This is a genomic window from Collimonas sp. (assembly GCF_044339385.1).
Lineage (GTDB): Bacteria > Pseudomonadota > Gammaproteobacteria > Burkholderiales > Burkholderiaceae_D > Collimonas.
Genome location: NZ_JBIIVN010000063.1, coordinates 1 through 12,548, shown reverse-complemented (window position 1 = coordinate 12,548; position 12,548 = coordinate 1). Strand labels below are relative to the sequence as shown.

Annotated in this window: 11 protein-coding genes and 2 pseudogenes; 4 read left to right on the top strand and 9 right to left on the bottom strand. The window is 55.7% G+C overall.

The genetic code is table 11. From position 1 onward, the window contains the following. Nucleotides 1-169: 169 nt before the first annotated feature. The 4 genes from ACIQ0R_RS06510 to mltG all read right to left on the bottom strand — a co-directional run bounded on the left by ACIQ0R_RS06510 (nt 170) and on the right by mltG (nt 3,367). A complete protein-coding gene (locus ACIQ0R_RS06510) occupies nt 170-550 on the bottom strand; it encodes a PilZ domain-containing protein (RefSeq protein ID WP_395825189.1) in 381 nt (126 codons plus the stop codon). 17 nt (nt 551-567) lie between these two features. After that, the gene (locus ACIQ0R_RS06505) at nt 568-1,611 is read right to left on the bottom strand and encodes a DNA polymerase III subunit delta' (RefSeq protein ID WP_395825186.1); all 1,044 of its coding nucleotides are present in this window, start codon (nt 1,609-1,611) and stop codon (nt 568-570) included. A 69-nt stretch (nt 1,612-1,680) separates the two neighbouring features. Further along, nucleotides 1,681-2,304, bottom strand: a complete 624-nt coding sequence (gene tmk / locus ACIQ0R_RS06500) for a dTMP kinase (protein ID WP_395825183.1) — start codon at nt 2,302-2,304, stop codon at nt 1,681-1,683. A gap of 82 nt (nt 2,305-2,386) precedes the next feature. After that, nucleotides 2,387-3,367: an endolytic transglycosylase MltG gene (gene mltG / locus ACIQ0R_RS06495; RefSeq protein WP_395825180.1), complete on the bottom strand. Its 981-nt coding sequence runs from the start codon at nt 3,365-3,367 to the stop codon at nt 2,387-2,389. 122 nt (nt 3,368-3,489) lie between these two features. Between mltG and ACIQ0R_RS06490 the strand changes: the two genes are divergently transcribed. The 4 genes and pseudogenes from ACIQ0R_RS06490 (at nt 3,490) to ACIQ0R_RS06475 (ending at nt 7,107) form a co-directional block, all read left to right on the top strand. Then, entirely contained in the window at nt 3,490-4,533 is a 1,044-nt protein-coding gene (locus tag ACIQ0R_RS06490; RefSeq protein WP_395825178.1) for a YgfZ/GcvT domain-containing protein, read from the top strand. A 7-nt stretch (nt 4,534-4,540) separates the two neighbouring features. Then, complete coding sequence (locus tag ACIQ0R_RS06485) at nt 4,541-4,834, top strand: DUF4936 family protein (protein WP_395825175.1); 294 nt, start codon at nt 4,541-4,543, stop codon at nt 4,832-4,834. Beyond that, nucleotides 4,825-5,589, top strand: a pseudogene (locus ACIQ0R_RS06480) (NRDE family protein). The gene ACIQ0R_RS06485 and the pseudogene ACIQ0R_RS06480 overlap by 10 nt, the downstream one beginning before the upstream one ends. Nucleotides 5,590-5,676: 87 nt before the next feature. Then, nucleotides 5,677-7,107, top strand: a pseudogene (locus tag ACIQ0R_RS06475) (CoA transferase). 68 nt (nt 7,108-7,175) lie between these two features. Here the strand turns inward: ACIQ0R_RS06475 and ACIQ0R_RS06470 are convergent. From ACIQ0R_RS06470 to ACIQ0R_RS06450, 5 genes are all read right to left on the bottom strand, one after another. Next, nucleotides 7,176-7,601, bottom strand: coding sequence for a GNAT family N-acetyltransferase (locus ACIQ0R_RS06470; protein WP_395825173.1), 426 nt, complete (start codon nt 7,599-7,601; stop codon nt 7,176-7,178). A 42-nt stretch (nt 7,602-7,643) separates the two neighbouring features. Beyond that, entirely contained in the window at nt 7,644-8,072 is a 429-nt protein-coding gene (locus ACIQ0R_RS06465) for a PaaI family thioesterase (RefSeq protein ID WP_395825170.1), read from the bottom strand. A 144-nt stretch (nt 8,073-8,216) separates the two neighbouring features. Beyond that, on the bottom strand, nt 8,217-8,528 hold the full coding sequence (locus ACIQ0R_RS06460) for a Dabb family protein (RefSeq protein ID WP_395825167.1): 312 nt from the start codon (nt 8,526-8,528) through the stop codon (nt 8,217-8,219). 104 nt (nt 8,529-8,632) lie between these two features. Further along, nucleotides 8,633-11,611 (bottom strand): putative bifunctional diguanylate cyclase/phosphodiesterase, encoded by a 2,979-nt coding sequence (locus ACIQ0R_RS06455; protein WP_395825164.1) that lies wholly within the window; start codon nt 11,609-11,611, stop codon nt 8,633-8,635. A 128-nt stretch (nt 11,612-11,739) separates the two neighbouring features. Next, complete coding sequence (locus tag ACIQ0R_RS06450; RefSeq protein ID WP_395825161.1) at nt 11,740-12,375, bottom strand: N-acyl amino acid synthase FeeM domain-containing protein; 636 nt, start codon at nt 12,373-12,375, stop codon at nt 11,740-11,742. Nucleotides 12,376-12,548: the final 173 nt, after the last annotated feature.

Genomic DNA, 12,548 nt, shown 5'->3' with positions numbered 1-12,548 from the left:
CACGGCTAGCTCCTTGAACTCCGCCGTGTACATCTGTTTTGGTATCTTCTTCATTGCTGGTCTTTCCAAAGGATCGTTGATTTTACGTTACCTATGGAAGACTAAATTTCGGGGGAAGCTCAGTCGATGACCACGTCCTTAGGACGTGGTTTTTAAGGTGTTAACAAATTTAATAAGTATGTGTCGGCCGTGACGAGCCCAATGCCGAGCCGAGGATTTCCTCGATACGTTTGCGCAAGCGGTGGCCGCTGTCGTCGTCGGGAAAGTGCACGCCTACCCCCTGCGCCTTGTTGTTGTTAGCGTTTTTCGGTGTGATCCATGCCACCTTGGCCGCAATCGGATATTTGGCAGCGTCGTCCACCAGACTCAGGATCAGATAAATCTCGTCGCCAAGATGGTAGGTCTTGTTGGTCGGCACGAAAATACCGGCGTTGGTCAGGAATGGCATGTAAGCCGCATACAGCGCCGACTTTTCCTTAATTACCAGAGATAGCACCGAAGGTCGGGCCAATTTGATCGGCTCGGGCGTGCCCGTCGAATTTTCTGCCATCTTGATCCTTTCAATATTCAAGCAAACATAGCGGCGTAATCAAGCAGCATCTCTTCAATAAAGAGTCGCGCCGCCAACGGATGTTCCGCAATCGCACGACGCTCGCCAGTTGTTTTTAACGCCCTTAGCAAAGCGCCGGTTTCAACTCTGGCGACCAGCGCTGCAAGCGCTTTCTCATAGCGAGGATAATACCGGATTGTGCCGAACATTTTGAGAGAAAACAGGTCGTAAAGCCAGCGCTGCTGCCAGCCGACCAGTTCAACAACCGGGGTTCTCTGCAAATGCTCCGCGCATTTCAAGGCGCCATCGATGCCGGGCTGGGTCAGATGTTCCAGAAATTCGTCTATCAGCGCACGGCCATCACTTTGCGACTGCGCGTAAGCCGTCAACGGTGCGCCTCCCTGCTCTGCCAGCAACGATCTGGCATCGGCTTCTTTCAAACCCTGTGCTTGCAACCACGCCAACGCTGCCACCAGTGACGGCACCGGCATGGCAAACTTGCGGCAACGCGACAAAATAGTCGGCAACAGGCGATCCAAGCTATTGGAACACAACAGGAACACGGTATTCGGTGGCGGCTCTTCCAATGTTTTTAGCAAAGCATTGGCAGAGGCCGTATTTAACGCCTCTGCCGGATACAGCAACACCACGCGCTGTCCCTGCCGATGCGTCGAGATATTCATAAAACCAGCCAAGGCTCGGATCTGGTCGATCTTGATTTCCTTGGAAGGTGCCTTGGTCGACTTGGCGCTCTTCTTGGCGTCACCGGCCTCGCTATCATCACCGTCAACAGCCTCGTCGCCATCCAGAATTTCCGGACGCACCCGACGATAGTCGGGATGGTTGTATTGGGCGAACCAGCCGCAAGAACCGCAACTGCCGCAAGCATGGTCATCGGCCTGCGGCTGTTCGCACAGTAACGACTGCGCGAACTGTTCGACAAAAACAGTCTTGCCAATGCCCTCGGCACCGTGGAACAGGATCGCGTGCGGCAGGCGTGTCCGCATCTGCTGCAACTGCTGCCAGACGCCTTCCTGCCAAGGGAACAAGGAGTTACTCATTGATGTGTGTTTCGCTGATAGACATGGTCGGCGGCATTGTTATGGCGCAGCAATTGACTCGTTGATGCATCAGGCCGCCGACACTTCCAGAGCGGCGACAATCTGCGCCAGCTCTTGCTGGATCTCGGGAATCGTCCGGGTGGCGTCAATGATGCGAAAACGTTGCGAAAACTGCGCGGCTCGACGCAGATATTCAGCCCGCGTGGCGGCGAAGAAATCGGCCTTCTCCTGTTCAAACTTGTCCAGTGTTCGTGTTGCATCAAGGCGCCTGCGCGCCACTTCCAGAGGCACATCGAACAGCAGAGTCAGGTCCGGTTGCAGATGCGGATGCACCCACTGCTCCAATGCATCCAGTTTTGTCAGCGGCAATTTCCGGCCGCCGCCCTGGTAGGCAAAGGTGGCATCGCTGAAGCGATCTGAAATCACCCAGTCGCCACGTCCGAGGGCTGGCTCGATCACTTGCGCCAGATGTTCGCGGCGTGCGGCAAACATCAGCATCGCCTCGGTTTCCAGGTGCATCTTCTGATGCAGCAGTACCTCCCGTAATGCCTCGCCAAGCGCGGTTCCGCCTGGTTCACGCGTGGTGACGACATTGACCCCATGCGCGCGCAGCAGATCTGCGACGAAACCAATATGGGTCGATTTGCCGGCACCGTCGATGCCTTCAAATGTAATGAACTTTCCTAATGCCATTGCGTTGCCTGTGTATTCTTGAAAAAACAGCGAGACGATTGTCGCCATGCGCAGCTGCGATTATCGTGCATCGTCGGCCACTCTATCGCTGATATTGATTTACCGCCTGATTATGTTCGTCCAGGTTACTTGAAAAATGACTGCTGCCATCGCCCTTGGCGACAAAATATAGTGCGTCAGTTCGCGCCGGATGCATCGCCGCCTCTATCGATTCGACCCCTGGCAGGGCAATCGGTGTCGGCGGCAGACCAGCGCGGGTATAGGTGTTATACGGCGTATCGGTGGTCAAGTCACGCTTGCGGATGACGCCTTGATATTGCTCGCCCATGCCGTAGATCACGGTCGGATCGGTTTGCAACAACATGCCGATCTTCAGCCGGTTGACGAACACCCCGGCGATGGTATTGCGGTCGGCGCGACGGCCGGTCTCCTTTTCAACGATCGATGCCATGATCAAGGCTTCGTAAGGCGTCTTGTAAGGCACCGAGGCGTCACGCCCCTCCCAAGCCTGATTGAGACGCTTGAGCAGCAGATTGTGCGCCTGCTTATAGACCTGCATATCGCTGGAACCTTTGGCAAACAGGTAGGTATCCGGGAAAAACAGTCCTTCCGGCATGCTGTAGTCGGGCGAAATCCTGGCCAGCAACTCGGCATCGGACAATGCTGCCGCATCATGTTTTAGCGACGTTTGCGCCGCTACCGCCTGACGCATCTGGCGGAACGTCCAGCCCTCGATGATGGTCAACGACTCTTGCGCAAATTCGCCACGCACCAATTGCGTCAGTAGCCGCAATGGCGTCGCACCTGGCTTCAACTCATAGCTGCCAGCTTTCAGCTTGCCCCCTTGCCGTGTGGCACGCGCCAACAATTCCAGCAACTCGGGATTGACGCCAACTCCAGCATCAGCAATTTGCTGCACGGAACTAGCCAAGCCACTGCCCGGCTTGATCGTGAAGGGGCGCGGCTGGCCGGCATCGAAAACCGGCTGTTTTGTCCAGTAAACCATGCCGCCACTCGCTAAACAACCCAGCAGGATCAAGCTCAACAATAGTTTTTTAAACAAGACTGGTCGCTCCCAATGGTTTCTGTGGATTCGCAAAAGCGGGGCAAGCCCAACGCCTTTTTTGCGACATCACTATAATCAACCCAATATGATAATCGCTGAAATGAAATTGCCCACAATTTATGAATGAAATAACAAATGCTTGGCAGAGTTTCCTGCAGCAACAATCGCTCTCTGCCGTACCTGCCGCCTTCGATGCGAACCAGAGTTTTGTTGCGCCCTTGAACGATCTCGGCCTGATTTCACTGAGCGGGGAAGATGCCGCCAGCTTCCTGCATACGCAATTAACCAATGACGTCCAAGGCCTTTCTGCTGAGCAAGCCCGCTTGGCTGGCTATTGTTCGCCGAAGGGACGCCTGCTGGCGACTTTCCTGATGTGGAAGACCGGCGATGCCATCCTGCTGCAATTGCCGCGTAACCTGCAGACAACGCTGCAAAAACGTTTGCAGATGTTTGTCATGCGCGCCAAAGCAAAACTGGCGGATGCCTCGGACAGCCACGCCATACTTGGCCTGGCCGGCAATGCAGCAAATGCCACACTAGCGCGTTGGTTCCCGACGTTACCCGACAAGCCGTATGCCAAGATCGACAACAGCAACGGCACGCTGATACGCGTCGCCGATGTCGAAAACACTGCACGTTATCAATGGATCACCAGTCCCGACATCGCCATTACCGCATGGCCACAACTGACGCAAAGCCTGCCGGCGTTAGATGCCCGGCGCTGGCGCCTGACTGAAATCCTGGCTGGCGTCCCGCAAATCACTGCTTTGACGCAAGAACAGTTTGTACCGCAAATGATCAACTTTGAAGTCTTGGGCGGGGTCAATTTCAAGAAAGGCTGCTATCCGGGACAGGAAATCGTCGCCCGCAGCCAGTATCTGGGTAAATTGAAGCGTCGTACCGTGCTGGCGCGGGCGGCAGCGGTCGATATTGCTGCCGCAACCGAGGTATTCTCCAGCGCCGACCCGGGACAACCGTGCGGCATGATTGTCAATGCCGAGGCCAATGGCGCCGCCCACAGTGCGTGCCTGGTGGAGATCAAACTGGCGGCGCTGGAAGACGGTGGCAGCTTCCATCTCGGTTCGGCAGATGGGCCGCAACTGGAAATCGGCACCTTGCCATATGCGATTGTCGATGTGACTGCCTCCGAGCAACCGGCGTAAGCGCAGCATGAGCAACGATCTCTATGTCTATTACTGGGTAGCTGCCGCCAAGGCTCAGCAATTCCACAGTGCTGCGACGGCAATGCAAGCTGGCTTATCGCAACAATACCGGGTTGTCAGCGCTCTCAAGCGCCGCCCAGAGATCGAGGATGATCGCCATACCTGGATGGAAGTCTATGCTTCGGTGCCGCCGGATTTTGCACAAATTGTCGAACAGGCAGCAGTCCAGCACGAACTCGCCAGGTTTATCGAAGGCCCTCGTCACAGTGAACTTTTTGCAAACATTTCATCATGTGCTTGATTGTATTTGCGTGGCAAGTGATCCCGGGTTCGCCGCTGGTAGCCGCTGGTAGCCGCTGGTAGCCGCTGGTAGCCGCTGCCAACCGCGATGAATTCTATGCGCGCCCCAGCGCGCCGGCCAGTTGGTGGGAAGATCAACCCAATATCTACGCCGGCCGCGACCTGCAGGATGGCGGCACCTGGATCGGTATCACCCGCAGCGGCCGTTTTGCTGCCATCACAAATGTGCGGACACCAGCGGAACGGCGCAGCGATGCGCCTACGCGCGGCAGACTGGTCGCCGACTTCCTCGGCAGCAAATTGAGTGCCGCAGAGTATATCGGCCAAATCAGTCCGGATTCCAGTAAGTACAACGGCTTCAACCTGTTGGTCGGCGACGGCAACGAATTAATCTGGTACTCGAACAAAGGCGCAACCGACCCGCGCAACGACCAGCCGTTGACGCCAGGTATTTACGGCATCTCGAACGCCCTGCTGGATGTGTGCTGGCCCAAAGTGGTACGCACCAAAGCGCAATTTGCCAGCCTGCTATGCCAAGGCGCGCCCGATGCCTGTTTGTTTGAGATGTTGACAGACACTACCCGCGCCGGCGATTGCCGTCTGCCGTCGACCGGTGTTGGCATCGAACGCGAGCGCGTGCTGTCAGCGGTCTTCATCGAGTCGCCCGATTACGGCACCCGCGCTTCAACCCTGATCAGGATACAAGCTAACGGCAGCGCCATGCTACACGAGAGAATTTTTCCCGGGCCGCAGTAAGAGCGCCGTAGTATTCTATGCAATGTCATTGATACGATCGCATTGAATAACTTCGGCACCGCAACACATCCTTCAGGAGAGCGAAGTATGCCGTCGTCATCGTCGATTCCGCATTCTGCACAAACAACACCTGATCCACGCCAAGCCTTACGGCAGGTCTGGCACGCACTTGGGCAACAGGATGCCGCCTTATCGCGGGTTTTTCTGAGTGGCAGCGATCCGGTCTTGCCCTCATCGTTTGCGGTCGGCACCGCGGCCCAGGCCAGTATCGCAGCAGCAGGATTAGCCGCGGCGTAACTATGGTACCTGCGCAGCGCAATCCACCAGCAGGTCAGCGTCGACATGCGCCATGCCGTGGCCGAGTTCCGCAGTGAACGCTACTTTCGCGTCAATGGCGCCAGCAGCGACGAAATTTGGGACAAGATCGCTGGCAGCTACTGCTGCGGCGATGGCCGCTGGGTGCGCCTGCACAGCAATTTCCCCCACCATCGCGATGGCCTGCTAAAACTGCTGCAGTGCGAATATGCGCGCGCCAGCGTCGGACTGGCATTGCAAAAATGGAAAGCTGAAGATGTTGAAGAGGCCGCCGCCAACGCCGGTCTGGTAGTGGCCGCCATGAGGACGTTCGACGAATGGGATCGTCATCCTCAAGGTCAGGCGCTAAAACTCCTGCCGCTGCTGAGTATCGAAAAAATTGGCGCTGCGCCGCCGCAAGCGCTGCCCCCGGCAGTTTTGCAGCGACCACTGGATGGCGTGCGGGTACTCGATCTGACCCGCATCATCGCCGGACCGGTATGCGGCCGCACCTTGGCGGTGCACGGTGCCGAGGTTCTGTTGGTGACGGCGCCGCAATTGCCCGCAATCGGCCCGCTGGTGATTGATACCGGCCGTGGCAAACGCTCGTGCCAGCTGGACTTGCGTCAGGCAGAAGACCGCGTCGCGCTGAGTGACCTGCTGCGTGATACCGACATCTTTGTGCAAGGCTATCGCCCGGGTGGTTTGGACGGCTTGGGTTTCAGGCCGTCAGCGGCGGCAAAAAAACGGCCTGGAATCATTTATGTGTCGCTATCGGCCTACGGCCATGCCGGCCCCTGGGCCGCACGACGCGGTTTCGATTCTCTGGTGCAGATGGCCAGCGGCTTCAATCATGCCGAAGCGCTCGCTGCGCATAGCCAACAACCGAAGCCGCTGCCGATGCAGGTGTTGGATCATGCGGCGGGCTACCTGATGGCGGCTGGCGCCATGAGCGCGCTGGCAAGACGGGTAACCGAAGGCGGCAGTTGGCATGTGCGGGTATCGCTGGCGCAAACCGGGCAATGGCTGCGCCAACTCGGCCGCATCGACAATGGTCTGGCAACCGCCGACAGCGGTTTCGAGCACGTGCAGGATCTGCTGGAACACAGCGATTCAGGCTTCGGTCGCCTGACCAGCGTCTCGCATGCCGCACAATTATCGGCAACCCCGCCTTACTGGGCGCGACCGTCGGTGCCGCTCGGTACCGACCCGGCAAGCTGGTAGGCCCACAGATTGGTAGCCTGCCAGCGACTGCGTGAGCGGGCGATCAGTCATTGAGTCATCAGGGAACATCAGGCGAACTCGTGGCGCATACAGATATGCGCAATCCCGGCTTCATAGAACTCATCGCCGTCGCGACTGAAACCATGGCGGCGGTAGAAAGCTTCGGCCTGAGTCTGGGTATTGAGTATCACAACTGTGTCGCCACGTTGTCTGGCTTTTTCCATCAATGCCTGCAAGATCGATGCGCCGACGCCTTGTCCGCGCCCGGCGGCACGCACAGCCATGCGGCCGATATGGCCATCGGGGAGCAAGCGCCCGGTGCCGATGGCATGCCCAGCCTCGTTATACGCAACTGCGTGCAGGCAATGCTCATCCATGTCGTCCCATTCCAGCTCAACCGGAATTTTCTGTTCAATCACGAATACGTCGAAGCGCACTGCGCGGGCGTCGACTTTTTGCGCCGCCCAGTTATCTACTGTCAGATGAAGTGTCATGGTTTAACTCGTTGATATAACTTGCGATTCAGGTCGATTGCGTCAGCCCGGCTTAACCTTGAGAGCCGCGCGCTGATGCCTGATGTATTTGAAAGTGCCCATTGCTTTCGCCACCAGATGCGCGCCGTGCCACAGCTCGGCATCGCAAAAACACATGGTCGTGGATTGATGGAACGCCTTGCCTTTGGCGACCAGCCGTGCGCTGCTTTGGCCGGCCGGCTGTAAAAAGCTGGTTTTCATTTCTACCGTTACCGCCGCGTCGGCTTGCGGGTAAAGTGACCGCCCCGCCAGCGCCATAGCTACATCCAGCATGGTCATCGATACCCCGCCATGAGTAACCTGCCAACTATTCATGTGATGCGGGCGCAGCGTCAGCGCCAATTCGGCGGCGCCGTCACCCATGGAGACGAACTCAACGCCGAGATAGCGCAGGAAAGGATTATCGATAGGGAAAATATGCGAAGGAAACATCTGTAAGAGTCGATGAAAATAGTTGCGCTTAGTTGCGCTTAGTTGCGCTTAGTTGCGCTTAATCGTACTTAGTCGTACTTAGCTGCACTTCACCGCGCCTGACGGCAATCCGATAACCCGGGACCAATCAGTCTGGGCACAGTATCAGCTCAGATAATCGATACACTGGCGCGCTTCACGCACTGCGCCGACGAATGGCCTGATCGCAACGTGAGTTGGGTGTGCCTGATACGCCTCAAGAGCTTCGAGCGAAACAAATTCGGCGTTGAGGATGACATCGTATGTCGCCTCTAAACCGGGCTGGGCTATCACCGCTTCAAATTTGAGAATGCCCGGCACAATATCTGCACAGCTATCCAGCAAAGCTTTGAGTTTCACTGCGTTGCTCGCCTTGTCAGCACCTTCCGCCTGTTCTTTTAATTTCCACAATACGATATGTTTAAGGGTTGCGCTCATGAGGATCTCTGCTTTGCAATGTAGTTGAAGCGGACTTGAAGGCAAGCCCGCCCTGCATTTTACATTTTTCCTCATTGCGCGCGAGCGCATAAACAACGTTTGCTCTAGTGCAAACCAGAAGATGGGAAATCGTCATCTAAGCCAGTCGCCCAGACAGTGCCGCCGACACGCCGATTAGCCACGTAGCGCAGTAATCCGGCATCGGTAATAAAACTTGCCACAGAGTGCGCGGCGAGTATCGAATCAGGCGCTTGCGGCACGGCGACGATGTAGCCTTGCACATAGTCGACCCCCAATTTTTCCAAGGTCTCGATCATCGCGCAATCCTCGACCCATTCGGCAATGCTCTTCATGCCGAGATTGCGCGCCAGCTCGACGATCGCTTCAACGATCGCCTCATTGGCGGGATGCGTATTCATGCTTTGAATGAACGCGCCGTCAATTTTCAGCGCATCGGCCGACAGACTCTTCAAATAAGTGAAAGACGTATAGCCTGCGCCAAAATCGTCCAGCGCGACTTTGGCGCCGAGAGCCTGCAAGCGATCAATAAAACGGCTGGTATGCTCCAGATCGCGCAAAGCAACGCTCTCGGTTATTTCGATACAAAGCAACGGCACCACCGGCAGATGACGATGAAGTATTGTAAAAATATCCTGAACAAATTTTTCGTCGTTGAGCGAGGCTCCGCTCAAATTGACGCAAACAAATTTTGTCCGCGTCAATTGGGAATGATGTTTCGTCAGCCAATCCAGCACGGTCGACATGACCCAGCGATCAATCTCGCCAATGTTGCCATTCTCTTCCGCCGCCGCGATCACCTTGGTCGCCGGCACGACCCGGTTGTCGGCATCGCGCAGCCTTAGCAGCACCTCGAAATTCAACGACTCTTCCGGCTCGCGCAGCGACATAATCGGCTGCATCTCAACAAACAAGCCGGCCGGCAGAAACTCGCCGCCCAGTTTTTCGATCAGACTCAACTCCTCCAGCCGCTCCAGGAATACCGGCGCATTCTTGTGGCACACCACAATATGTTCTTCATGCGCCTTCTTGGCTTCCCGACATGCGCGGTCGGCTGCAGAAATAGCGTCCTGCACGCGCATGCTGCTATCTACTTCGACCAGTCCGATCGATCCCTTCACCTGGAATGCGCGAGCTCCGATGTGATAAGACTGGTGACTGATCTTTTGGATGATGGATGAGCATATCGCTGTAGCATCTTCAATTTTTACATCCTGAAACAAGATGATGAATTCGTCGCCGCCGATGCGGCCGATATGACTGTTCTGATCCAGAGATTGTTGGACGCGATCGCACAGTTGCTTCAGGACCTCATCTCCGGATTGATGGCCGAACAAGTCATTGATCAGCTTGAAACGATCCAGATCGAGATAGGCCAACGCCGGCGGACGATCGTTACATTTGCCGCCGATTGCCTGTTCCAGCAATATTTCTATGCCGCGCCGATTGAGTACACCGGTCAGCGGATCGTGCTCGGCGAGAAAGCGCAGCCGCTCAACAGCCTGCGAACGGTCCGTAATATCCTGCAAAGAACCTTCAATCCGGCCATTGGCGAAAGTCGCTCTGACCAAGTAGAAACTGGCTCGCCCCTCAGGATCAGCAATTCCGCGCAGTTCGGCTTCATTACCCTCCGTTCCCGAGACAATCTTGAGTAGCTTATCGCGCGCACCAGGCCGGAAATAATCATCCCATTTTTTTAACTGCTGGTCCGCCCCATCTCGTCCGAGTATTTTTTCCAAAGCGAGATTGGTGCGTACAAACCTGCCTTCGGCATCCAGCGTAAACAATCCGATCGGTGTAACGTCATAGGTCGTTCGCAACTCGGCCTGGGCGATCGCCAATTCGCGCTTCCCCGCTCGCATCTGTTCGGCGAAAGCAAACGAGGCCATCAAGCTCGATAACAACGCCGCAATCACGTTATTCGGCACTTCATCCAGGGTTTTGATGCCAAATGCGGCGGCGACAACTTCCTCCACTCTGGTAAACAACACGACGAACATGGAGGCGCAGTACCAAAGCACCGCCCGGGTAGGGGCCAACCAGACAATCCGGGCCAGCAAGAACACCAGAATAAGGATCCCGACGACGGTCCAGACCCACAGTATTGGGAGAAACTGATGATATGGCAAAGCCAACGCGGCGCCCAACAATATCAACCCAAGCCAGCGCAAAACATCCTGCAGGAAAGCAAACCCGACCTGTCTCAATTCGGCCTGAAATAATCTGCCAAACAAGGTGAATGTCACGATGTAATAGGTAGCGAAGGTAAACTGCCGCAGCCATGGCAACCACTGGCTTGGAATGGTCCAGATAAGCCAATGTGCATCCCAGCCCATGGCGTTGGCGCCGAGACGTAAATTACCCAGCAGCCAGACCGCAAACAGGACATACATCCATTCACGATTGATCAGTGCGGCTACCAGCGCGAACAAAGTCAGCGTCAGTAATCCACCCTCCAGCAAGCCGATACCGCGATAGAACTCGTTCTGCGATTGCTCAAATTCCTGACTATCCCATTGCCGCACCGAAATCCGTGCCGGCCCGGAGAAAGACCCTTTGCATAACACATTGGTGGCGGCCGGGACATGCCCGAGCATCAGGACAAAGCCGGTTTTTTCCGCTCGAATCTGCCCTTCCAGCAGATCGCGGCTAGCGATACCCAACAAACGCGCCCCGGTAAATTCCCAGCAGCTTATCTGTCGCGCGTGTCGCGACGGCAGTTCAATTTCAGTTTGTGTATTGGCATCATTCCGCGATACCGGGAACGAGAACCAGAAAGGGGTTTCCAACAATTGCGTATCGTGATGCGCCTGCAACGGCGCGCGCGACAGTTGCTCAAACGCCTGCTCGGGCTGCAAGCGCTGCTCGGGATCACTCAAGGCATGAAACAATAACGGGCCAGGATTGCGGTGCCCAAAGCGGCTGTCAAGCGTAATAAACGCCATCACGGTCAACACGATGATCAACGCCAGCACCAATACGACCGAAAAATAAAACCCTGTCCAATCTCGGGACTTCAGAGCAGTAATACGGCTTTTCGACGTATCGGCATGAAATAACCACATAAATTTCATTTCCAGAGTGAGAGGGTTCTACCGTACTGTAACAAAAAGACACATTGTTTTTTTTCAAACAATAGCACCCTCTCGGGACAAACAACAAAAAAACTGGTTCGAACGTTTAATCGACCGATTTATCGCTTCCCGACCACACCACTACCGACAAGACGACTATTGAGCACAGTTTTAATTTCGCCCGGCGCATTGGGCGACTCGTAAAGCACCAGATCCGGATGACGCATCTCAAACATCAGGGCAAATAACGGGTGCGATGCAGCGCCCCAACGCTGTCTTGCCGTCGCCACCTCAAAAGCCATTACCCGGTGAGGAAGATTGCCTACATGCTGCATCGGGATAAATTCACGCTTGGAAAAGACATCCTGGAACAACAATGCATCGTATTGCCGGTCCAGCGGGGAGCGCGCGGTGATTACCATCCAGTCAATGTCATTTTCAACGCAGTACTCAAAATATACTTTGAAAAGCAAAGTCTTTACTACCTTCCCGGCCTGGCCGAGTGCTACTCCCAGCCGCGTGGCTTCTGCCAGATGTCGGCCTTGCAGCCAATCTGGCAAGGTCACCGATTGCTCCAGCCCCAACCCATGATAATGATTGGTCTGAATACGCATCGTTCCTAACGGCGAGCCGTCGAGCTTCGATTCCGCTAACAAGACAATCGTATCCTTGGCAAGATCGGCGTCTTCGAATCGAATCAGGTTTTCGGCTAATTTCGGCAAGTGGCGGTTATATGCGGCGTAGCGGATACCCACCGCTTTGTGAAGCGCCAGCTCATCTCTGACTATCTTGATGGTGAACGGCAGGCGCTGCTCTTGCAGTAACTTGGGGAGTGAGCTTCCCTCGATTTTTCGTCGTCCAACAGGTGGCTTTTATGCCGCCTGTTTTTCCTGATGTTGCTCAGTGAGCCAGTCATCTAAATACTGGC